Origin of the sequence: Actinokineospora auranticolor (assembly GCF_002934265.1) — a bacterium.
Taxonomy (GTDB): Bacteria; Actinomycetota; Actinomycetes; order Mycobacteriales; family Pseudonocardiaceae; genus Actinokineospora; species Actinokineospora auranticolor.
In genome coordinates this window covers 137,828-160,936 of the sequence record NZ_PTIX01000014.1, presented here as the reverse complement: position 1 = coordinate 160,936, position 23,109 = coordinate 137,828, and the positions used below count along the sequence as shown (strand labels likewise).

The following is a 23,109-nucleotide window of genomic DNA, read 5'->3' as shown; positions in this document are numbered from 1 at the left end:
GAAGTGTGCGCTGTGGACAGCGAGCGCTCGCGGGCGTGCCGTCCACCACCTGGGTCAGCGGCCTTTCAGGTCTCCCGGGACCGGGGCGTCGTCGCCGGGGACGTCGCAGCAGACCGGGCCTCGGGGGCCTTCCGGGCCCATGGGACCCGTGGGACCCGCCGGGCCTTGGGCTCCTGTGGGGCCCGGTTGTCCGGGAGGACCCGCGGGGCCTGCGGGTCCTGCGGGACCCGCCGGGCCTCGGGCGCCGACGGTGCCGTTCGAGCCCGCGGGACCGTTCGTGCCGTTGGTGCCTGGCCGGCCGTTCACGCCCGCGCGGCCGGATGGGCCCGCGACGCCCGGATCACCGGACTCGCCTTGGAGGCCGGGTTGCCCGGGACTGCCGGGTTCTCCGGGAGCACCGGGAAGACCGGGGGCGCCGGGTCGGGACGGCGATTCGACGATGGGCTTGCGGTCGTTCACCAGGCTCACCACCGTCCCCGCCACGGCGCCGCTGACCAGACCCGTGGTGGCGATGGCCAGCACGACGGCCGTCATCGGGACCATCCGCGCCCGGTTGGTGCCCGCGAGGGCACAGCGGGTGGTGGCCTCGGCGCGGGCGCCCGCCCGCGCGTCCCGGGCGGTGCTCGGCAGGGCGGTGCTCGAGGCCGTCGCGGCTGGGAAGGCGGCGGTCTGGGCAGCGGCGGGAGCGGGGACGGTGGGGATCGCGGGTTCCATAGGTGGATCACCGCCGCTGTCGCCCCGGGAGCTGTCCTCGTCGCCGGTACCGCTGTCGTCGTCCTCCTGCTCCGGGAACACGGTCGGGATGGTGAAGTCGTGGTCGGTCTCGCCGACTTGGCCGCCGATGTCGATGACCTTGAGGGTGATCGTCCCCGCCCGCCCCCGCGGCGGCCACGGCACGCCGCGCACGGTGACCGACGAGCGGTGGCGGGTGAGCGCGTCCTCCTCGCCGACCCGCCACACGTAGTCGTACGGGCCGCGGGAGGCGTCCGCCAGCTCCGCGTCGAGGCTCAGCGTCGCCACGTCGCCGTTCGCCGAGTGCTCGGCGACGATCGTCGGCTCGGGTTCGGCGTCGTCGGGCTCGAACAGGTCGCCCTCGACCGGCGGCAGGCGGTAGAGGGCCGTCAGGTGGTCGCCGTCGACGAACATCTCGACCACGTCGGCGTCCACCGCGACCGAGGTGCCCGGCACCACGAACCGCTGGCCGGGCACCGGTCCGGTGCCCGCGAGGTAGACCTGGCGCAGCAGCGCGGTGACCGCCGCGGCCACCAGCGGGGTGTGCCGGGTCGGCGGGTCGTCCGGGTCGGGCAGCACGCGCAGCGCGGGCGCCGGGCCGGTCACGTCGAACCCGAACTGCACCGAGTGGTCGACCGACACGGTGCCGCCGGGCCGCTCGACCTTCCCGACGACGTGCAGGCCGCGCTCCCCGGTGTAGGCGACCACGGCCCTGGTCCACCGCCACTGGACCTCCTCGAAGGCGAACCGCAGGCCACCCGTGCCGCAGTACCAGGCCAGGACGGTGTTCAACGCCCGCGCCCGCAGCGCGACGGCGACGTTGGCCGACGGCTCGAACAGCAGGTCCGGTGGCCGCGCGGGCGCGGCGCGCTCCGGGGCGGCGAGAGCGAGCATGAGCGTCACGGTCCCGCGCGGCGGGTCGGTGCCCACCACCCGCTCGGCGGGCTCGATGCCGTCCACGGCCGCCGCCGGGGCGCTCCGCAGGCGCAGCGGCAGCGGTTCCGGCAGGAAATCCAAAGGCAACGCGGCCAGCGGCGCCAACAATCTCCGGTGTATACCGGTGCGGAAGATCCGGCGCACCAGCCACTCGTCGAGTCGATTCGGCGGTTTGCCACCACCTTTGTAGTCAATGACGAGTTCGTCGAGGTCGATATCGGATTTACCCGGTTGGACCAATCCGAGTTCGACCAGATCGTCCCGGGCCGCGGCGGTCACCACGGCGCAGTCGACCGACACCGGACCGGCCGCGCTGAAGTTGACCCCCTTGGCCGCGTGCCGGGCCCCACCGACCACCTCGGCCCGCACCCGCAACCGCCCGTCGGCGAACTCGACCGCGGGGTCCGACCAGGTCACCCGCATCCTGAACAGCGGATTCACCCGCGCGATGACCTTGCTCAGCGACCCCGTCGGCCGCGGTGGCCGGGCCAGCGCCTCGCGCACCGCCCTGGCCTGCGCGTCGCGCAGCACGTCCAACCGCCACTGGACCACCACATCGGACCCGCCCGCCCCGGCGTCCGACCCGACCGATTCGGACTCGTTTCTCCCCTGGCGCGCACGCCGTTGTTGATCATGCATGGTTGAGGTTTCGCCCTGTCCTCAAAGCATTGTTCTCCGGTCGCGGGACAGCGTACGACCAGCCCTGGGTGGCGACAAGAGAAAGCGTGAACATCGCACATGTGCGGTTTTACCAGGCTCCATTCCGGAGCGGCCGTGGCAACCGATTGTCCACGCGCGGAATTCATGGGACGATCCGCGCCGTCGGCCATCGGACGTGCGCGTGCCCGCGACCGGACCCGACCCGGTGCGCACCGCCGGTCGGATTGTGCGGGGGCGCCGCCGGGCGCGGGCCGTGTCCAAACGGTTACCCGGGTCACCCGATCACGCGCATGGATGATCGCCGGGTGGGTATCTCCCGCTTGTCCTCGTGCGTGCGTGACCCGCCTGGTCTTGAGCCCCGCGTGTTAAGCAGCAGCACGGGGGCTCATGGTGAAGCCGTCCGTCGGGCCGCCCCGCGAGGAGCGGCCCGACGGGTGGTGCGGGCACGGACACCCCACGGGTGGGTGCGCGCGGGTTCAGTCGAGCGGATCGAGGGTGTGGTGGCGGGCGACCAGGGTCTTGGCCAGCTCCCGCAGCTTCACGTTGATGTTCTGCGACGCCCGGCGCAGCGTGTCGAAGGCCTCGTCGGCCCCGACGCCGCGGCGGGCCATCAGGATCCCCTTGGCCTGCCCGATCACGTCCCGGCTGTCCAGCGCGTCCCGCAGCTGCTCGACCAGCAGCTGGGCCCGGGTGACGCCCTCGGTGGCGGTCAGGGCCAGGGAAGCGTGGGTGGCCAGCAGCATCAGCGCGTCGCGGTCCTGCTGGTCGAAGACGTGCGGTTCCCGCGAGTAGGCGTTGAGCGCGCCGGAGAGCCGGGGCGCGGCGGCGTCGGGCAGCAGCGCGGCGGAGGCCAGCGAGTGGAATCCCCGCTGGGAGGCCCCCGCGCCGAACCGCGGCCAGCGCGGGTCGACGGCCAGGTCGGGGCTGTAGGCCGCGGCGGGACCGGCGGGCCGCGCGCACTCGACGCAGGCGCCCTCGCCGAACTCGTACTGCAGCTGGTCCAGCTCGGCGGCCACGGCGTCGGTCAGCACCGGCGTGTGGAAGGCGCCGTCGGGGCCGCGCAGGGTCACGCTGACCAGGTCGGCGGACCCGACCACGTCCTTGGCCATCACCACGACGCGCTCCAGCACGTCGACCAGCGACCCGGCGGCCAGCAGCTCGGTCGTGAGGGACACCAGCTGCCCCGCCAGCGGCCCGACGGTGGACTCGGGCGGGAGGGCCCCGTCCCGGTCTCGTTCCTCGCTCACCAGTCGTACTCCGCTTCGTCCAACCACGCTGTTCGCTGACGGTCCACCACACCGTCGTGGCGTGGATCGGCGCTGGCTGCTCAACGCGGAGTCGTTCCGGAGCATCCTACGGCTGTCCGCCCGGCCCCCCGCACGCGGCGGGAGGGCCGGGCGGGGGCGGCTAGGCGGCAGCGAGGGTGGTCCGGAACAGCGCGGCCAACTCCTCCGGGCCCGCAGCGGCGCGGATGGCGGGCGGGGTGGTCGACGCCGCCGCGCGGTCGCCGCGCTGGAGGGCGTTGGTGAACCGGGCGACGCGCGCGGGCGACGGGGCGACGGTGTCGCCGCCGAGGTAGCCGACGACGATCAGGTCCTCCCCGGAGTGCGTCTCGACGGCGGCCGACCAGCCGTGCCGCTCGTCCCACAGCAGGGCGACGTCGCGGCCGGGGTGGGAGGGCAGCCGCAGGTCGACGGCCAGGTAACCGGAGACCGGCGTGTCGTCGTCGACCGTGGTCGACTCCGGTCCGATGCCCAGTTCCGCGGCCACGGCGTGCAGGTACGCACGCAGCGCGCGGTGGGCGGGGTGCTGAAATCCGAGCGAGGGCTCCAGGATCGCGGTCACAGCGGACTCACCTTTCCACACACGGACACCGGTGATGGGGACATGCTCCGGCGCGGCGGCGGTCAAACGTGATTTCCCGTCACCGTTGCCACCGCACTACGTGACCTCGGACTCCGCTCTCACCCCATAGGACGAGCGCCGATCCCGTCCAGCACCACGGCCACGACCGACCCGGCGGACGGCCCGCCCGCCGGGGAGCCGAGCACGGCGGAGAGCACCTCGTCGTGGCACACGCCGACGAGCACCGCGGCGGCGGCCCCCACGTCCGCGTCCGGGTGCAGGCGGCCCAGGTCGCGCTCGGCGCGCAGGTAGTCCAGCAGCCGCGCGCGCCAGGGCGGCTCACCCTCCCTTGTGGACACGCGGGCCAGGACGCCGGGCTGCCCGACCAGTCCGGCCAGCACCGGGAGCACGGCCCGGTGCAGGGCGAGGCCGTGGTCGAGGTGCGCGCGGAGGTTGGCGGCCAGGTCGCCGTCGCCGGGGGTCGGCAAGGCGCCCAGCCCGGACACGACGGCCCGCGCGTGCGCCAGCACGGCGTCGGCCAGCAACTCGTCCTTGTCCGCGAAGTGGTTGTAGAGCACCCCGTCCGCGACCCCCGCCTCCCGCGCGATGGCCCGCACGGTGAGCCCCACCGCCCCGCCCGCGGCGATCATCCGGGCGGCGGTGCGCACCAGGTGCTCCCGGAGGTCCCCACCGCGCTCCCGCAGGACCGCCGCCGTCCTCGGTGACACGGCGTCAGATCCCCGCGGACACGAGCCACGCCTCGCCCTTGAGCCGCACGGCACCCCCCACCGCGAACCGCCCGAGCGCCTCGACGAGCGCGGCTTTCGCCCGCTCGGCGGCCTCCGGCGCGACCTGGCCGAGGTGGTGGCGGACGGGTCCCCAGTCGGCCATGAACGCGGCGGCGTCGGGGACGTCGCGCCCCCAGACCTGGTCGGCCTCGACCTTGGCGCAGGCGAAGTCGCGGAAACCGGCCCGGGTCAGCACGTCGCGGGCGCGGTCGGGGTCGGCGAACGAGGTGGGCCCGGTGCCGTCGGCGCCGGTCGGGTTGGGGATGTGCGGGGCCATCGCGTCGAAGACCGAGCCGAGGTCGGTGCCCGCGAACCCGGAGAGGCAGAGGAACCGGAGCCGCCCACCGGGGCCGAGCGCCCGGCCGACGTTGACGAACGCCGCGACCGGGTCCGCGAAGAACATCACCCCGAACCGGCTGACGGCGACGTCGAAGGAGCCGGGCGCGAAGGGGTGGACCTGGGCGTCTGCCCGCAAGAAGTCCACAGTGGACAACCCAGCAGCGAGCCGCTCCGCCGTGCCGAGCATCGGGGCGGAGAGGTCGACGCCGAGCACCGCGCCGGTCCCGGACCGGGCGGCGGCCTGGCGGGTCACCTGGCCGGTGCCGCACCCGATGTCCAGCACCCGGTCCCCGGGCCGGACGGCGTCGAGGAGGTGGGCGTTGAACCCGCCGTTGACGTCGTCGAACCGGTCGGCGTTGTCGGCCCAGTGCCGCCCCTCGTAGCCGTTCCACGCCTCGGCCTGCCCGGTGTTCACCACGTCAGCCATGCCTCACCCCTCGTGAACACGCGTTCATGAACGTGCGTTCATGGTAGCGGGTCGCCGCCCCCGGCGCGCGAACGGGCCCCGGCCGGACCCGTTCGGCGCGGAGCCGTTCCGCGCCCTGTGTACGGGTGTGAACGTTCCGGTCCCGGCGCCGCCCGCGAGTCCGCGAACTGGGCGTTCACAGCGAAACCCTCAACCGGCAACCCGGGCGCCTTGTCCGGCGAACCGGGCGAATTGCACTGTTCTCGGCGGTGGAGCGGGTGTTTGGGACGCGTACCCGCTCCCCACACCCTGCGAAGTGAGGAATCCGACAGCACATGAAGAAACGTTTGTCGCTGAGAACGAAGACGGTCATCGTCTCCGCGGCCGCGCTGGCCGGGGTCGCCGCCATCGTGGCCCCGCCCGCCTTCTCGGCCGAGGAGACCGCGCCCGCGGTGCTGAACGCGGGCGCGCCGGACTCGGTGCCGGACCGGTACATCGTGGTGTTCAAGGCCCAGGGGCAGGGCCTGCACTCGGTCGGCTCGACCGCGGCGGCGCTGACCCACCGGTACGGCGGTCGGGTCCGGCACACCTACGACGCCGGTTTCAACGGCTACTCCGCCACCATGTCCGCGACCGCCGCGGCCGAGGTGGCGAAGGACCCGGCCGTGCGCTACGTCCAGCAGGTCACCACCGTGCGCCTGGCCGACACCCAGAGCAACCCCCCGAACTGGGGGGACGACCGGATCGACCAGCGGGACCTGCCGCTCAACCGCGCGTTCAGCTACCCGGCCAACCCGGGGCAGGGCGCGCGGGTGTACGTCATGGACACCGGCATCAACGCCAACCACCAGGACTTCACGGGTCGGATCGCACCCGGCTACGACTTCGTGGACGACGACAGCACCCCGCAGGACTGCCACGGCCACGGCACGCACGTGGCGGGCACGGCGGCGGGCACCACCTACGGCATCGCCAAGAAGGCGACCGTCGTGGCGGTGCGGGTGCTCAGCTGCGGCGGTTCCGGCGGCAACGACGACATCATCGCGGGCATCAACTGGATCAAGACCAACGCGGTCAAGCCCGCCGTGGTCAACTACAGCATCGGGTGCAGCCAGCGGTGCTCGGACACCACCATGGACAACGCGGTGGCGGCCCTGATCGCCAGTGGCGTGCAGTGGGTCCAGGCGGCGGGCAACTCCAGCGACGACGCCTGCGGCTACAGCCCGCAGAAGCTGCCCGCGGCGATCACCGTCGGCAACACCAACAACACCGACGGCCGCAACTCGACGAGCAACTACGGTCGCTGCCTCGACCTGTTCGCGCCGGGCACCAACATCGTCTCGGCCGCGTACAACAACAACACCGGCTCGGCGACGATGACCGGCACCTCGATGGCGTCCCCGCACGTGGCGGGTTCCGCGGCGGTGTACCTCGGGCAGAACCCGTCGGCCACCCCGCAGCAGGTCCGCGACGCACTGGTCACCAACGGCACCACCGGCAAGGTGACCAGCGCGGGCACGGGCTCGCCGAACGTGCTGCTCCACACCGCCTTCATGAACGGCAGCCAGCCCGGTGAGGTCACCGTGGCCAACCCCGGCGCCCAGAACGCCGTGGTGGGCCAGCCGTACTCGCTGAACAACAGCGCGTCGGGCGGTACCGCGCCCTACACCTGGTCGGCGACCGGCCTGCCCGCGGGCCTGACGATCACCGCGTCCACCGGCGCGATCTCGGGCACCCCAACCGCGGCGGGCACCGCGAACGTCACCGTCACCGCCCGCGACTCCGCGGGGCGCACCGGGACGGTGGCGTTCGCGCTCACCGTGGGCACGACGGGCACCTGCGGCCCCGTCACCAACGGGACCGACTACCCGATCAACGACCTGGCCACCACCGAGAGCCCGGTCGCGGTGTCCGGCTGCACGGGCAACGCCTCCGCGACCGCCACGGTCGCGGTGAACATCGAGCACACGTACATCGCCGACCTCGTCGTGACCCTCGTCGCGCCGGACGGCAGCACGTACGTCCTGCACGACAAGGCGGGCGGGTCCGCGGACAACATCAACCGCTCGTACACGGTCAACCTGTCGTCGGAGGCGAAGAACGGGACCTGGAAGCTGCGCGTCCAGGACACCTACGCCAACGACACCGGCAAGATCGACTCCTGGACCCTGACGGTCTAGGCGGTTCCAGCGAAGCCCCCGGTGCCCCTGCACGCCGGGGGCTTCGCCCTGGTCGCGAGACCCGCGCTTTGTTCCGACGTTCCCGGAAAACGCGCTATGTCCCCATCGGGGACCCCTATCGACACCACGGCCATTCCTCAAGCGACAGCACGGGAAACGGACCTACGCTGGAATCGTTCACGAGGGCGGGAGGGTGGTCATGCAGGCGATCTCGGTCGACGACCTGGAACTGGCGCGGTCCGCCGGTCGGGTGGGGCGCGCGCCCGCGGCGTTCCTCGCGGCCGTGTTCGGTGCCGCGATCGGCAGGCACGGCGGTGCGGACTCGACGGTCGCCGCGCCCGTCGACTGGCGCGTGCCGTTCCGCGACTACCTCTCCACCCTGGACGTCCCGGCCGAGGCACCGGAAGCGGTGTGGTCGGAGGCGAAGATCCGGCTCGTCGCGACCCACGTGGAACCGGTGTGGGTGCTGGAACTCGACCACACCCTGCCCGCCGCCTACGCCGACGGGCTCCTCGATTCCCTGCACGGCGCGCTCGCCCGCGTGGTGGCCGATCCGGACACCCCGCTCGCGGACCTGTTCACCGACGCCTCGGCCGAGCAGTCGCGCGCCGCGGACGAGCTCTGGTTCCGCCCGCCCGTCTGGCACTTGGTCGGCTGGCTGCGCCGCACGGCCGAGCGGCGGGCGGACTCGGTGGCGGTGGAGGAGAACGGGAGCAGGCTCACCTACCGCAACCTGGAGGAAGCCGTCCGGGCCACCACCGCCGTGCTGCGGGCGCGGGGCGCGCGGGCCGACGACGTCGTCGGCCTGGCAACCGACACGCTCACCGACACGGTGACCACCCTGCTGGCGGTGTTGCGGATAGGTGCGCGATACCTGTTGCTCCCGCCCACGAACCACGGCGATCCGTTGCGGCGCACCGGCTGCCGCGTTGTCGTCGGCGCGGCTCCCCCGGACGGCGACGACCACCCGGCGGGCGTCACGCTCCTGTCACCGGACGACCTCATCGGCGCGGCCGGTCCGCTCGCGGAGGGTGAGCGACCACAGCGGGCGGGCGGCTACCTCGCGCCGGTGGACGGCGGCTACGTGGCGATGAGCGCGGAACCGCTGTTCAACCTCACGGCATGGCAACTCGTCTCCTTGAGCATGGACCACGACAGCCGCGTGCTCGCGTCGCCGGGCGTCGACCCCGGGGCGTTGTTCCGCGAGGTGGTGCCGACCCTGGCCGTGGGCGGCACCGTGATCGCGCGCGACCGGACGCCCTTGGCCGCGCAGGTGGTGGCGGACCGCGTCACCCACGTGCACTTGCGTGATGGGGTGGAACTTCCCGGGATCCCCTTGGGACACCTGCGTCACGTCTGCGTGACGGGCGGCGAACCGGGACCGGACGCGCGGGTCGTGCGGCTGTTCGCGCGGCCGGAGACCCAGGTGGCGCTCACCGCGCGCGACGGCGCGGCGCTGGGCCGCCCGATCACCGGCGTCACCGCCCAGGTGGTCGACCGCACCGGACACCTCGCGCCGCCCGGTGTCCCCGGTGACCTGCACCTGGGCGGGCGGTGCGTGGCCGACGGCTACCTCGCCGACCCGGGCCGGACCGACGACCGGTTCACCCCCGACCCGCACGGCCCCGCGGGCGCCCGCCGCTTCCGCACGGGCCTGCGCGTCCGCTGGGACGACCACGGTGACCTGGTCCGCGTTCCCGACTGACCTCCCCCCGGGTCACCGACGTCCACCCCGCGGCGTCGGTGACCCACTTGCGCGCACCGCCGGACAGGGAGGCGGGGTGTGCGCCATCATGGCGGTGATCGGCCAGGGGTGGCCGACCGTCCTCCGCGAACACACCCGGCCACCGCCCGGGAAGCGCGCCCGTCCCGATGTCCGACGTCCAGGCCCGCGCACACCCCGCCCGCCGGGATCGCGCCCGCGATCTCCCCGTGGAGAACCGGAGGTCACCGCCGATGTCCGCACCGCCGCCCACCCCCACCGCCGTGCCGACCGACTGGCGCAGCGTGCTCCCCTACCTCCGCGGCCCCCTGCCGCCGGACCGCTTCTCCGGCAAGGGTTCCGCCGCGCCGCTGCTCCCGGACGAGCTGGCCCGCCAGTGCGCGCAGGAGCGCGAGTACTGGCGGATCCCCGAGGAGGTGCGGGAAGCGTACGCGCGGTACCGGCCGACGCGGCTGTGGCGGGCGACCGCTTTCGAGGACGCGATCGGCGCCCGGGCTCCGGTATACGTGAAGTACGAGGGCGGCAACGTCGCGGGCGGGCACCAGCTGAACACCGCCCTGGCCCAGGCGTACTACCACCGGGAGGCGGGCGCGGTCGAACTCGCCACGGGCACGGTGGGCGCGCGGTGGGGTGTCGCGCTGGCCTCGGCGTGCGCCCTGTTCGGCCTCCGCTGCACGGTCTTCGCCACCCGCGCGCTGCTGGAAACCCAGCGCTACCAAGCGGAAGTGCTGGAGAACCTGGGCGCGAGCGTGCGCCCGTCCGGCGATTCGCTGTCGCGGGTTGTCGGCGACGCGGCGACCTACGCGGCGGACCGGGAGGGAGTCCGGTACTGCGGCGGGTTCGGCGCCACGTACAGCATCCTGCACCAGTCGGTGATCGGGATCGAGAGCAGGCAGCAACTGTCCGATGTGGACGTCGAGGTGGCGGTCGTGATCGGCGCGGCGGGCGCGGGCACCCACTTCGGCGGGCTGGCGCTGCCGTTCCTGACCGAGGCCAGGGCGTTCGGCACCCGCGCGCCCCGGCTGCTGGCGGTGGAGTCGGCGAGCATGCCCGTGCTGACGCGCGGTGTGTACGCCTACGACCGGCTGGAACCGACCGCGCCCTTCCAGGCCGTGTACACGTTGGGCACGCACTCCCCCAAGACGCGCACCCACGCGCCCGGTTTGCGGGTGCCCGCCGTCGGGAAGCTGATCTCGGCCCTGCGCCACACGGGGGCGATCGAGGCGGAAGCGGTCGAAGAGGGCGCGGCGCTGCGCGCGGGACGGCTGTTCACCTTGAGCGAGACGATCGTCCCGTCACCGGAGGCGGCGCACGCGCTCGCCGCGGCCGAGAAGGTGGTGACGGCGGAACACCCGGAGGGCCCTGTCCTGGTTTGCCTCGGTGGGCACGGGTACTCGGACGTGCACGCGTTCCGCGAGGGCGCCGCGGCGGAGGCCGGGGTGCCGACGGACGACGAACTGCGCGCGGCCACCCGCGCACTGCACCCGGTGGACCCCGCGCACCGCCCCACCCCGAGGCACTGCTGACCGGGAGGTCACTCGGCCCCCTGCTCCGCGATGACCTTCGTCGCGGTCTCCACCAGCGCGGTCACCGCCGGGTGCCCGGTGCCCACGCGCCGCCACGCGACCTGGGTGCACACCTCGAAGGGCGGCCGCCAGGGGATCCGGTGGAGTTCGCCCCGCGCCAACTCGTCCGCGACCGCCACCGTCGGGAGCAGCGCCATGCCCAATCCCGCCGCCGCGCTCCGCTTGGCCGCGTCGATCGAGTCCAGCTCGAAGACCCGCGGCCGGTCGACCGCGACGTCGAGCCCGATCAGCCGCTCGAACTCCAGGTGGTAGTCGGCCCCGCTGTCGGCCCGGATCAGGGTCGCGTGCACCAGGTCGTCGACGCCCACCTCGCGGGCGTGGACCAGCGGGTGGTCCTGGTCGGCGACCAGGACCAGCGGTTCCGGGCACAGGATCCGCGTCTCCAGGTCCTCCCGGCCGCCCACGGCGTCCACGAAGAACGCGCAGTCCAGCCGCCCCTCGCGCACCCGGGTGATGGTCTCCCCGCAGGCCGAGGAGTGCAGCGAGATCTGGACCTTCGGGTAGCGCAGGTAGATGTGCTCGATCATCGGCAGCAACCGGTAGCTGGTCAGGCTCTCCACGGTGCCCACGTCGACGTGCCCGTGCGGTTCCCCGCCCGCGGCGACCGCGGCCCTGGCGCGCTCGGTCAGCGCGATGATCTCCCTGGCGTACGGCAGCAGCGCCGCGCCCGCCGCGGTCACCCGGGGGCCGGTCGGCAACCGCTCGAGCAGCTGCGACCCCAGGTGGTGCTCCAGCGCCTTCACCCGGGCGGTCACCGTGGGCTGGGAGATCCGCAGCCGGGCGGCGGCGCGGGTGAAGCTGCCGATGTCGACGACGGCGACGAAGGCCGTCAGGTGCGGTGGTTCCATCAGCACCCGCGCACCGCGGGCAGCCGGACGGTGAAGCGGGTGTCGCCGGGCACGGAGGTGACCTCGATGGTCCCGGAGTGCCGCTGGGTCACCACGTCGCGGCAGACGTGCAGGCCGAGCCCGGTGCCCTTGCCGATGTCCTTGGTGGTGAAGAACGGCTGGAACAACCAGGGCAGCACGTCCTGCGGCACGCCGGGCCCGTTGTCCCGCACCTCCACCACCACGTCCTCGGCCTCGCGCCGGGCGGCCAGCCACAGCTCGCCGACCCCGCCCATGGCGTCCACCGCGTTGTCGATGAGGTTGGTCCACACCTGGTTGAGCTCGCTCGGGTACCCGCGCACCGGCGGCACCTCCGCGTACTCCCGGCGCACCCGCACCCGCCGCAGCTTCGCCGCCTGCATCGCCACGGTCGCCTCGATGCCCTTCACCACGTCCACGTCCTGCTGCGGCGCGCGGTTGAGGTTGCTGTAGGTCTTGGTCGAGGAGACCAGCGACTCGATCCGCCCGCCCGCCTCGGTGATGTCGTTTACCAGCGCGTCGACGTGCAGCGACAGGCACAGCCAGTGCAGCGCGGCGGGCAGCGCCGCCGCCCGCACGCCCTCCGCGACCTCCGCCAGCACCGCCAGCCCCACGCCGTGGTCGGCCAGCGTGGTCGCCAGCTCGGGGTCGGCGTCGACACCCCGCTCGGCGAGCCACTCCTCGGCCAGGTCGGCGGCGTCGGCGGCGGCCAGCGCGTCGACCACCGGGGTGCCGCCGAAGCGGGCGATCACCCCGCCGAGCAGCACCCGTTCGGCGGGGGTCGCCGCCTTCGCCCAGTCCGCGGCGCGGTGCACGAGGTCGGACACGGCCTCCCGGAGGATGCCCGCGGTGCGCATGAGCGCGGCGGTGGGGTTGTTCAGCTCGTGCGCCAGCCCGGCGGCGAGCGTGCCCAGCCCCTCCAGCATCGTGCGCCTGCCCGCGCGTTCCTCGTAGGAGTGGATCCGCCAGGCCAGCACCGGCAGCAGCACCTGGCACACCCGGGGGAAGCGGGCCAGGATCTCGTAGAACCCGTCGCGGTCGTAGGCCAGCAGCGTGGTCTCGCCGACCGCGACCGCCTTGGCGACGTAACCGCCGCCCGCCAGCATCGGCAGCTCGCCGGTGAACTGGTGGGCCGCGCGGGGTTTGCCGTCCGGGTCGGACTCGTCCCGCTCCGGGCGGGCGCGGTGCCTGCCGAACACCTCCTCGCGGCCCTCGACCACCTTGGTGATCAGCAGTTCACCGCCGAGCAGGACGTAGAACCGGTCGCCCGGCTGGCCGTCCTCGAACAGCACGGCCCGGTCGTCGAGCCGCACCACCGACCCCGCCCCGGCCACCCACCGCAGGCCGTCGGCGTCGAGGTCGGCGAACAGCTCGACGTCGCGCAGCCGCGCGAGGACCCCGGGCGGGGGCACGTCATCCGGGCCGGGCACAGTGGACACCCCGGGCGGTCCGCCTCGGGTGCCCGCCGCGGGTGGGGGCGGTTCCACGGCGATCAGGCCCTCGGTCGCAGTTGCACGGTCTCGTCCGCGCGCTCGGCCTCCAGCCTGCGCAGCGTCCGGTAGACGTGCGCGGCCGAGACCAGGGTCACGTGGTGGTGCCAGCCGCGGAAGGACCGGCCCTCGAAGCTCTGCAGGCCGAACTCCTCGCGCATCCTGGTCATCTCCCCGGTGACCCGCGACCGCAGCTTGGTCAGCGCGATCAGGTCCGGCAGCCGGGCGCTGCCCAGGTTGTTGATCCACAGCGCGGTCGGGCGACCGCCGCCGAGCGACCACTCGGCCAGCACGCCGCGGGCCGGTCGGTACGGGCGGCGCGGGTCCAGGCGCACCGGCGCGCCCAGCGGCGGGCCGCCGGGGACCGCGGTGGCGGAGAACCGGGACGTGGTGGACGTGCCGTCCACCCGGTCGCGCCAGTTCACCGTCATCCGGCCCTGCCGCGCCGAGAGCGCCACCAGCTCGCCCACGGTCGGCGCGCGGCGCGCGTCGGCCGGCGTGCGCGGGGTGGCGGGCAGCGCGGGGGTGCGCTCGCCGACCCGCACGAGGTAGCGCAGTCCCCGCTCCTCCAAGCCCTGCAGCAGCGGTTCGGTGTCCGGGTCCTGCTCGGCGTCGACCACGACCGGGGCGGGCGGCAGGTCCCAGCCGTCGAGCAGCTCGTCGATCGCGGCCAGCACCTGCTGCCCGCGCGGCGCGTGCCGCTCGTGGTCGGGCACGTGCGCCCGGCCGCGCCGCACCTCGTCGGCGTCCCACGACTGCGGCAGCATCAGCCGCCAGTTGACCGCGCAGGCGGCGTCGTCACCGGCGAGCATGACCGCCAGGCCCAGCTGGCAGTTGAGCATGCGCTGCGCGGAGGTCGAGTACTGCTTGCACACCCCGACCGAGCGGTCGCCGTTCTTCGGGAAGACGACCTCCTCGACCAACCACGCCCGCGGCCGCAGCCCGGCGCCCAGCTGGTGCGCCAGGCTGCGCCGCACCGGCTGCCACTGCCACGGGCTCTGGTTGACGAACTGCTGCAGGCACTGGTCGGCCCGCCAGCCGACCATGTAGTCCGCGATGCGCCGGATGGATTTGCGGCCCGGCACCGAAATGAGCCCTCTCGTGTAGACCTCCGCCCACCGCCGCTGATCCGAGCGCGGTATGTGCGAGAAAAGCTCCTTGCAGAACTGCGCGAGGTCGTCGACGTTCTCCAGTACGGATGTCCCTGTTCCCCCATAGCCGGTCAACGGTACCCACTCCTCGGTTCTCTGTCGCATGCCACCAACCTGTCGCGATCCGGCGGACGCGGTTTCCCGGTGGTGCCACGGCCGTGAGCGCGGTGGGTTCCGCCACCGCGCTCGCCGACCGGGGAACCGCCCCCCGCCCCGGGTTCAGCCGTCACTGAACGTCCCCTTGCGCCTGAGCAACCTGATCGGCCTGCCGTGCCCCCGGTTGTCCTCGAACTCCACCCGGTCGTGCAGGAGCCGGTGGCCGAGCGCGTCGGCGAACGGCGCGTACCGGCCGCGTTCGCACTGGAAGGCCCACCACGCCTGGTCCGGGTCCCGCTCGGCGGGCAGGCCCGCGTCGACCATCAGCGCCACGGTCTCGCCGAACGCCCGTTCCTCGCGGCCCTGCAGGCTGACCGGGGCCAGCACGGCGGGCAGCGGGGAGCCGAGGTCGCCCGCCAGGTCCTGCAGGCAGGCCCGGCCGCGGTGCAGCAGCGGGGAGGTGTGCGGCGGCGCCCAGGTCGGCGCCACCGCGGCCACCAGCGCCGCCGCGTCCAACATGATCACCGCGGCGCGCACCCAGGTGAGGCCGCAAACCGAGCGGTAGTGCACGAGGGCCGGATATCCGGAATGCGTGGCGTGCACATCGGCGAGCCAATCCAGCCAGTCCTTGAACTGCCGGTCCAATCCGTCGCGGGAACCGCCCCGCGCGTGCGTGGCGAGCAGTTGTTCCGCGTCCAGCGGTTCCCGCGCCCGGGAAGCCAAACTGGTCACCAGCCGTTCTCGTCTGCTGTAGGCGTCGGTGAAGCGCAGGAGATGTACGGTGAAGGCCGCGGAGATCAACAGGGTGGACAGCCAGATCGCGGGCGCCAAGGCCGTGACGGCGTCGTCCCGGGCCCGCAACACGAGCATGCGGGCGTATTCCCCGAGTTCGAGCACCGACCCGTGCACCGCCGTCCCGAGCAGGAAGAACCCGAGCGAGCCGATGACCAGCCAGCACGCGGCCATGGTGAACAGCGCCAGCGGCGCCGCGTACTCCATGACCCGCTCGCCCGCCCGCCGCGGCAGCCGCCTGGCCAGCGCCGTGCACGCGCCGGTGACCAGGCGCGACGACCACTTGGCGGTGCGCGTCGGGGTGAACCGCGGGATGAACACCGTGCGCAGCACGCTGAGCCAGACCAGCACGACCAGCAGCGCACCCGCGACCGCGCAGACCGCGGTCAGCACGACGAAATCCCGCGTGCCGTCACCCGATTTGACCTCATCCGAATTCCCTCGCGCATACCCACTGCCTCCCCGCACCCTGCTCAGGCGTATCCCCAGCATGCCGAGCACTGATAAGACAGAGCAGAGCGAACGTGTGGTGGGACCGGCGGTACCAGGATGGGACGACCCGATGGGGGCATCGGATTCCACTGAACCGGCGCGGTGGGTGTGCCGTTCGCGGGAGATCCGGACAATGCTGGTACCGGGGGGAGCCGCACCGGGGAAACCGGCACCGGCGGAATCGGGATCGAGGTGAGATGTCCACCAACAATAACGCAGGACGGAAAGAGCTTGCCAGATTCCTGCGCAGCAGGCGGGAGCGGGTGAGCCCGTCCGACGTCGGGCTGCCGCTGGGCACCCGCAGGCGGATCAGCGGCCTGCGCCGGGAGGAGGTCGCGGTGCTCGCGGGGGTGAGCACGAGTTGGTACACCTACCTGGAGCAGGGCCGGGAGATCAGCCCGTCGCCGGAGGTGCTCGACAGCCTCGCCCGGGTGCTGCGGATGAGCGAGGACGAGCGGCGCTACATGCACGTGCTGGCGCACGGCCAGGTCACCAAGCCCGGACCGCTCACCCCGGCCCCCGCCGCGCGGGACATGCTGCGCTCGACGATGACCATCTTCGAACACCACCACCTGCCCGTCTACGCCGGCGACCACCGCGGTGACCTGCTGGAATGGAACAAGGCGGCGACCACCTACTACGAGGACTGGTCGGCGTACCCCCCGCGCGAGCGCAACATCGTGCGGTGGATGCTGCTCGCGCCGCAGGCCAAGGCCCGGCTGGCGGACTGGGAGCAGGACGCGCGCGACTCGGTGGCCAGGTGGCGCGCGGAGGCGGCCAAGTGGCCGACCGACCCGCGCACCCGCGACCTGATCGCCGAACTGGCCCGGGTCAGCCCGGAGTTCACCCGGTGGTGGGACAGCCACGACGTGCAGGAGCACCGGGCCAGGGTGCGCCGGTTCCGGCACCCCGAACTCGGGCTGCGCCCGCTGCGGATCCTGCCGCTGTTCTCCCCCGAGTTCCCGGCCACCGCGATCATCGTACACCTCCCGTTGAACTCGGACATAGCGGACACGTGATCGCGAGAACGGCCTAACGCGGGCGTATTTCGTTATTTCCTGGTTGACCGTTTCCGCGCTCAGCAACCAAAGTCTTCGAAGTCTTCGAGTGATTTCCACCATTGAGGGGGCGGCATTACGTCGCATGTGGACTTGCTCGCCACACCTCGAACCAGGATCGACGGCACGTGATCAGTCCGGGATTGGCACGACTTCGACATGTCTTTACGTGTGCGCGTAGACAATCGTCAGGGGGACCTCATGCCATGGAAAATCGTGGGTCGAACAGAGCAGTGGGACCGAATCCGCGCGGTGACCGCCGAACGGGCGTTCGGCCCACTGGTGATCGGCGGCGCGGCCGGGTCCGGCCGCAGCACCGCGCTGACCGGCGTGCTGCGGGAGCTGGACGGGCGGCGGCTGACCACCGTCCGCTTGCGACCGGCGGGCGCGGCGCCCTTCGCCCTGCTGCGCCCGGTGCTCACCACCGCGCCCGCTGACCACGACGCCGCCGTGGCCGCCCTGGCGACCGCGCTGGCCGCGCGGGCCAGGGGCGGGCGCGGCCTGGTCGTCGGCGTCGACGACGCGCACCTGGCCGACCAGGCGAGCCTGCTGGCGCTGCGCGCGCTGAGCAGGCGCGGCGACCTGGCGCTGCTGCTGACCCGGCCGAGCGACCGCGGCCCGGGTCGGGGCCCCGACCCGACCGACTGCCTGCGCTACGAGCCGGGCATGCGGGTCGTGCAGCTCGCGGCGCTGAGCGAGCAGGACGTGGCGGCCGTGCTCGCCGGGCTGGCGGGCGGCCCCACCCACCCGACGACCGCGGCCGCGCTGCACGCGGCCAGCGGCGGGAACCCCCGGCGGTTGCGCGAACTGGTCGTCGACGGCGGGCTGGTGGCGTGCCTCGGCGCGGCGGGCGAGCAGGCGGGCCCGGGCACCGGCACGCGCAGGCTGTGCGAGCCGCCCGGTGACCGGGCCGCGACCCTGGCCGACGCGGACGCCGACGCGCTGGTCGCCGCCGCCCGGCTGGCCTGGCGCGAGCTGGCCCTGGACCGGGTCGAGGAGCTGTGCAGGCTGGCGGGCTGGCACGGCGTCGGCGACCAGGTGTCCACCCTGGCCGCCACCGCGGCGCTGCTGCGCGGGCGACCGGGCGAGTGCGCGCGCGTCCTGGACACCGTCCACCCCGGCCGTGCCGGTGGCGCGCCGCCGGGGCCGCGGGCCGACGCGGCGCAGCGGGCCCTCACCCGGGCCATGTGCGTCGGGCTGGGCAGCCACCGGGTCGGCGACGCGGCGGCCATCCTGGACGCCGAGGCGGCGGCCCCCGGCGTGGACACCGAACTCGTCGAGTCCTACCGGGACTGGTTGCTCGCGGTGACCGCGCGGCCGGTGCGGGTCCCCGACCCGACCGCGGCGGCGAACCGGGAGACGGCGCTGTTCCGGCACGCCGCGCTGGCGGCGCTGGCCACCGCGGCCGGGCACCCCGCCACGGCGGTGGCGCACCTGCGGCGCGGGCTGGTCGCCGCGGCGGGCTGCCTGGACACCGTGCCGTGGATGACCCCGCTGCTGACCGCCTGCCTGATCGACGCGCTGCTGCTGTCCGCGCGGATCAGCGAGGCGACCGAGCTGGCGGGCGAGTTCCACGCCGGGAAACCGGGCTGCGGCTGGGAGGTCGCGGTGGGCATCGCGGCGCTGGTCAACGGGACCCTGGGCACCCCGGCCGGGCGGGAGGTGCGGGCCGCATGAGCGAGCGCACCCCGATCGCCATCGTCGGCGTGGCCTGCCGGTTGCCCGGCGCGTCCACTGTGGACGAGTTCTGGACGCTGCTCGGCGAGGGCCGCGACGAGGTCACCGAGATCCCCCGGGACCGACCCGACCACATCGACATCGACGCGCTGCACGACCCGACGCCCGCGCGGCCGGGCCGGATCGTCTCGCGCTGCGGCGGGTTCCTCACCGGGATCGACCGCTTCGACGCGGCGTTCTTCGGGCTGTCCGCGCACGCGGCGACCCGGCTGGACCCGCAGCAGCGGCTGCTGATGCAGACCACCTGGGAGGCGCTGGAGGACGCGGGCGTCCCGGCCGAGTCGCTGGCCGGGAGCAACACCGCCGTCTACACCAGCTGCCCGCCCGCGGGCTACTGGGACCTGTTGCGCGCCATGGACCAGCGCGACATCCACGCCGCGCTCACCGCGGACTCCGGGGCCGGGGTGGCCGGGCTCATCTCCCACCACCTCGACCTGCGCGGCCCCAACATGAGCGTGACCGCGATGTGCGCGTCGTCCATGCTGGCCACCCACCTGGCCTGCCGGGCGCTGCGCGACGGCGACGCCGACCTCGCCGTCGTCGGCTCGGCGAACCTGCTCATCACCCCCGACATCTACCTGGCGCTGTCGGAGGCGGAGATGCTCTCGCCCACCGGCCGGTGCCGCTTCGGCGACGCCGACGCCGACGGCTACGTGCGCAGCGAGGCCGTGATCGCCATGGTGCTCAAACCGCTGCCGCGGGCCCAGGCCGACGGCGACCGGGTGCTGGCCACCATCCTGGGCACCGCGGTGTCCAGCGACGGCCGCACCGGCGGCACCATGATGGCCACCGGGGTCGGCGGGCACGAGCGGATGCTGCGTGCGGCCTACCGGGACGCGGGCGTCGATCCGTCCGAAGTGGACTACGTGGAGGGGCACGGCTCGGGTACCGCCGCCGGTGACCCGATCGAGCTGACCGCGCTGGCCAACGTGCTCGGCCCGGGCCGACCGGCGGACCGGCCGCTGCTGGTCGGGTCGGTGAAGTCCAACCTCGGCCACACCGAGTTCGCCGCGGGCATGACCGGCCTGCTCAAGGCGGCGCTGGCGGTCCGGCACCGGGAGATCCCCCGCACCCTGCACGTGCGGCGGCGCAACCCGGTGCTCGACGAGCTGCCCGCGGTCGAGCTGGCCACCGCGGCCCGGCCGTGGCCCGCGGGCCACGGCCCGGCCATCGCGGGCGCGAGTTCCTTCGGGCTGACCGGGACGAACGTGCACGTGGTCGTCTCGGCGCCGCCCGCACCGGTGGTCGAGCCCGCGGCCCCGGCGGTGGGCCCGTACGTGATCCCGCTGTCGGCCCAGGGCCCGCAGGCCCTCGCCGACCTCGCGGGCAAGTACGCCGACCTCCTGCTCGAGGACGGCGACACCGCGGGCGACCTGCGGGACATCGCGTTCAGCGCGGGCACCCGGCGCACGCACTTCCCGAGCCGGGCCGCGGTGGTGGGCACGGACCGGCGCCGGATGGCGGGCGCGCTGCGCGCGTTCGCCGCGGGCGGGCACCCCGCCGCGGTGGTCTCGGTGACCGAGCGGGTGTCGGTGCGACCGGACGTGGTGTTCGTCTTCCCCGGCCAGGGCGGTCAGTGGGCGGGCATGGGCGCGGACCTCATGGCGGTCGACGAGACCTTCGCCGCGGCCCTGCGCGAGTGCGACGCGGCCATCCGGGACGAGGCCGGGTGGTCGGTGGTCGACCTGCTCGGCTCCGCCACCGACCTGTCCGAAGTGGACCGGATCCAACCCGCGGTGTGGGCGGTGCAGGTGGCGCTGGCGCGGGTCTGGCTGGCCTGGGGCATCACGCCGGACCTGGTCATCGGGCACAGCATGGGCGAGGTCGCGGCGGCCGTCACCACCGGGGCGCTGAGCGTGCGCGACGGCGCCGCGGTCATCTGCAGGCGCAGCGCCCTGGTCGCCGGGGAAAGTGGCCCCGGCGCGATGTGGCTGGTGCGGATCGGCGAGGAGGAGGCCGCGGCGGCGATCGGCGACCGGGTCGACGAGGTGTCCGTCGGGGTCGTCAACAGCGACACCACGGTCGTGCTGTCCGGCGAGCCCACCGCGGTGGCCGCGGTGGTGGCGCCGCTGCGGGCGGCCGGGGTGTTCTGCCGCCGGGTGCCGGTGGACTACGCCTCGCACAGCCCCCAGGTGGACCCGTTGCTGAGCGGGTTGGTCGCGGAGCTGGCCACGCTGCGCCCGGTGGCCGGGACCGCGCCGATCCACTCCACGGCCTACGACCGCGTGGTGGACGGCTCCGGGTTGGACGCGCACTACTGGGCGGACAACCTGCGGATGCCGGTCCACTTCGCCGCCGCCGTGCGGTCCGCGCTGGCGGGCCGGGGCCGGGTGGTGTTCGTCGAGATCGGCCCGCACCCGCTGCTGGCGGGCGCGATCTCGGAGACCGCCGACATCCTCGGCGCCGACGCGGTCGTGCTGGCCTCGATGGAGCGGGACGGCGTCGGGCAGGAGGAACTCCGCACGAGCCTGGCCACCGCGTACGCCTACGGCCGCGACCCGGACTGGGCGGCGCTGTACCCGGGCGGGCGGTACGTGCCGCTGCCCAGCTACCCGTGGCAGACCCGCGGCTACTGGGTCGAACCCGCGGCCGCGCCGCCGCTGCCGGTGGCCCCGGTGCGGGCGGTGCCGAGGGCCCAGGCACCACCCGCGCTCATCGACCCGCGGCGGGACGCGCGGATCGACCCGGGCCTGGGGGTGCGCATCGACCTGCCGCGCACCCGACCCGCCATCGCGCTCACCCTGGCCAGGCACACCGCCGAGGTGCTGGCCACCGACCCGGACGACCTGGACCACGACCTGCCGCTCCCCCTGGCGGGTATGGACTCCGTGCTGGCGGCGAAGCTGCAGGCCAGGCTGCGCGCCGACCTGGGGCTGCAGATCCCGGTGCACCAGTTCCTCGGTACCCGGTGCCTGCGCGACGTGCTGGCCTACGCGCACGCGGCGCTGGAACCGGCGGCCTAGCCGAACAGCTCCCGGTCGCGCCACGCCATCCGCACCAGCGTGCGGGAGGCGGGCGTGAGGAGGCGCTCGACCCGGCCGATGGCCTCGTCGGTGAACGGGACGCCCACCCGGCCCCGTTCACCGACGATCCAGCCCTCGGCGTTGGTGGTGACCAGACCGGCGAACAGCTCGTCGAAGACCTCCCCGTCCAGCACGGCCACCGTGCGCTGGCTCGCGCCGAGCGTGACCGGGTCCAGGACCAGGCCGTAGTGCCAGACCCGGAACCGACCGTCGCGGCGGGCCCGGTCCATGGCGCGGAAGGGTTCCTCGGTGTGGTAGTCGACCCCACCCGCCCGCTCGGGGTGGCCCAGCAGCTCCTCGGAGTACTCGCGCATGATGTTGCGCCACAGGTCGAAGTCGGCGCGCACGTCGGCCGGGGCGGGCGAGGTCGGCTGGAACTCGCCCGCGGGCACGACGGTGCACAGCGAACCGCCGTCGGCCACCGCCCGGCCGTCGCGCCGGTGGACCAGGAAGCGGTCGCCGTCGGCGTCCCGGCGGATGGTCAGCGTGCCGATGCCGGGCGACATCAGCAGCCCGGCCGGGTCGAACGGGTCCGCGACGGCCGCCCGCAGCGGCAGGTCCGACCAGTCCGGCGTGGACCGGCCCCGGCGCAGCCAGGCCGCCTTCAGCTCGTGCGCCATCGCCTCGCGCAGGGTGAAGACCTCGAAGTACGTGGTCAGGCCGAAGGTGAGCGCCAATCCGTCCTCATGGGACAGATCGAGCAGCCGGTAGCTCGGCCGGTCCTCCAGCAACCGGGGCCGCACCAGCGCGCCGACCGCCGCGCTGAAGTCGGAGAACCGTTCGTGTTCCGTCGCGAGCGGGAGCACGTGGTCGAGCGGGCCCAGCCGCGGCGCGGCGGCGTGCGCGGCGGTGAACGCCAGGCGCGCGTGGTCCAGTTCGACCGGACGCGGCAGGGTCCAGCCCTCCCCCGAGAGCACGCAGTCGCCGAAGACCCACCGGTCGCGCGGGTACAGCCGCATGGCGACCTCGTTCAGCTCCCGCCCGTACCCCTCGGCGGCCCGCCGCACCGCGACCCACTCCCGCTGACTCCGCAGCACGGACTCCGCCTGCGCGGGCCCCTCCTGAACGGGACCCGCTTGACCGGGGTCCACCTGCCCGCGATCCGCCCGAACACGGTCCACCCGGACCTGCCCGTCGAGCTTCCCACCGAGTATCGACACGGTCCGAGGGTAGAAGAAGGCACCGACAAGCGCCGCGCGAACCCTTCCC

General features: G+C 74.0%; 16 protein-coding genes. 6 read left to right on the top strand and 10 right to left on the bottom strand.

The window, feature by feature from the left end:
• Nucleotides 1-54: 54 nt before the first annotated feature.
• From CLV40_RS39065 to CLV40_RS23865, 5 genes are all read right to left on the bottom strand, one after another.
• On the bottom strand, nucleotides 55-2,220 hold the full coding sequence (locus CLV40_RS39065) for a collagen-like protein (RefSeq protein WP_219824086.1): 2,166 nt from the start codon (nucleotides 2,218-2,220) through the stop codon (nucleotides 55-57).
• A gap of 584 nt (nucleotides 2,221-2,804) precedes the next feature.
• Nucleotides 2,805-3,575, bottom strand: a complete 771-nt coding sequence (locus CLV40_RS23880; protein WP_245931516.1) for a GAF and ANTAR domain-containing protein — start codon at nucleotides 3,573-3,575, stop codon at nucleotides 2,805-2,807.
• 160 nt (nucleotides 3,576-3,735) lie between these two features.
• Nucleotides 3,736-4,173 (bottom strand): DUF6292 family protein, encoded by a 438-nt coding sequence (locus tag CLV40_RS23875; RefSeq protein ID WP_181043696.1) that lies wholly within the window; start codon nucleotides 4,171-4,173, stop codon nucleotides 3,736-3,738.
• Between the two features lie 119 nt (nucleotides 4,174-4,292).
• The gene (locus CLV40_RS23870; protein ID WP_104481215.1) at nucleotides 4,293-4,901 is read right to left on the bottom strand and encodes a TetR/AcrR family transcriptional regulator; all 609 of its coding nucleotides are present in this window, start codon (nucleotides 4,899-4,901) and stop codon (nucleotides 4,293-4,295) included.
• A gap of 4 nt (nucleotides 4,902-4,905) precedes the next feature.
• Nucleotides 4,906-5,727, bottom strand: coding sequence for a class I SAM-dependent methyltransferase (locus CLV40_RS23865; RefSeq protein ID WP_104481214.1), 822 nt, complete (start codon nucleotides 5,725-5,727; stop codon nucleotides 4,906-4,908).
• A gap of 314 nt (nucleotides 5,728-6,041) precedes the next feature.
• Here CLV40_RS23865 and CLV40_RS23860 point away from each other — a divergent pair, with 314 nt between their 5' ends.
• The 3 genes from CLV40_RS23860 (at nucleotide 6,042) to CLV40_RS23850 (ending at nucleotide 11,135) form a co-directional block, all read left to right on the top strand.
• Nucleotides 6,042-7,886 (top strand): S8 family peptidase, encoded by a 1,845-nt coding sequence (locus tag CLV40_RS23860; RefSeq protein WP_104481213.1) that lies wholly within the window; start codon nucleotides 6,042-6,044, stop codon nucleotides 7,884-7,886.
• 199 nt (nucleotides 7,887-8,085) lie between these two features.
• On the top strand, nucleotides 8,086-9,591 hold the full coding sequence (locus CLV40_RS23855) for an AMP-binding protein (RefSeq protein ID WP_146108206.1): 1,506 nt from the start codon (nucleotides 8,086-8,088) through the stop codon (nucleotides 9,589-9,591).
• A 251-nt stretch (nucleotides 9,592-9,842) separates the two neighbouring features.
• Nucleotides 9,843-11,135 (top strand): pyridoxal-phosphate dependent enzyme, encoded by a 1,293-nt coding sequence (locus CLV40_RS23850; protein WP_181043695.1) that lies wholly within the window; start codon nucleotides 9,843-9,845, stop codon nucleotides 11,133-11,135.
• An 8-nt stretch (nucleotides 11,136-11,143) separates the two neighbouring features.
• On the opposite strand, the gene CLV40_RS23845 is transcribed toward CLV40_RS23850, so the two are convergent.
• From CLV40_RS23845 to CLV40_RS23830, 4 genes are all read right to left on the bottom strand, one after another.
• Nucleotides 11,144-12,043 (bottom strand): LysR family transcriptional regulator, encoded by a 900-nt coding sequence (locus CLV40_RS23845; protein WP_104481254.1) that lies wholly within the window; start codon nucleotides 12,041-12,043, stop codon nucleotides 11,144-11,146.
• The gene (locus CLV40_RS23840; RefSeq protein ID WP_181043694.1) at nucleotides 12,043-13,491 is read right to left on the bottom strand and encodes a sensor histidine kinase; all 1,449 of its coding nucleotides are present in this window, start codon (nucleotides 13,489-13,491) and stop codon (nucleotides 12,043-12,045) included. The genes CLV40_RS23845 and CLV40_RS23840 overlap by 1 nt, the downstream gene beginning before the upstream one ends.
• Nucleotides 13,492-13,553: 62 nt before the next feature.
• Nucleotides 13,554-14,807: an IS701 family transposase gene (locus tag CLV40_RS23835; RefSeq protein ID WP_104481209.1), complete on the bottom strand. Its 1,254-nt coding sequence runs from the start codon at nucleotides 14,805-14,807 to the stop codon at nucleotides 13,554-13,556.
• 114 nt (nucleotides 14,808-14,921) lie between these two features.
• Nucleotides 14,922-15,983 carry a hypothetical protein gene (locus CLV40_RS23830; protein WP_104481208.1) on the bottom strand — a complete coding sequence of 354 codons (1,062 nt, stop codon included), beginning with the start codon at nucleotides 15,981-15,983 and terminating at the stop codon, nucleotides 14,922-14,924.
• Between the two features lie 296 nt (nucleotides 15,984-16,279).
• Here CLV40_RS23830 and CLV40_RS23825 point away from each other — a divergent pair, with 296 nt between their 5' ends.
• The 3 genes from CLV40_RS23825 to CLV40_RS23815 all read left to right on the top strand — a co-directional run bounded on the left by CLV40_RS23825 (nucleotide 16,280) and on the right by CLV40_RS23815 (nucleotide 21,840).
• Nucleotides 16,280-17,101 carry a helix-turn-helix transcriptional regulator gene (locus tag CLV40_RS23825; RefSeq protein ID WP_104481207.1) on the top strand — a complete coding sequence of 274 codons (822 nt, stop codon included), beginning with the start codon at nucleotides 16,280-16,282 and terminating at the stop codon, nucleotides 17,099-17,101.
• Nucleotides 17,102-17,356: 255 nt separating this feature from the next.
• Entirely contained in the window at nucleotides 17,357-18,817 is a 1,461-nt protein-coding gene (locus tag CLV40_RS23820) for an ATP-binding protein (protein WP_146108205.1), read from the top strand.
• Nucleotides 18,814-21,840, top strand: a complete 3,027-nt coding sequence (locus CLV40_RS23815) for a type I polyketide synthase (RefSeq protein WP_104481205.1) — start codon at nucleotides 18,814-18,816, stop codon at nucleotides 21,838-21,840. Before CLV40_RS23820 ends, CLV40_RS23815 begins: the two co-directional genes overlap by 4 nt.
• Here CLV40_RS23815 and CLV40_RS23810 read toward each other — a convergent pair.
• Nucleotides 21,837-23,060, bottom strand: a complete 1,224-nt coding sequence (locus tag CLV40_RS23810; RefSeq protein WP_146108204.1) for an XRE family transcriptional regulator — start codon at nucleotides 23,058-23,060, stop codon at nucleotides 21,837-21,839. The genes CLV40_RS23815 and CLV40_RS23810 overlap by 4 nt on opposite strands.
• Nucleotides 23,061-23,109: the final 49 nt, after the last annotated feature.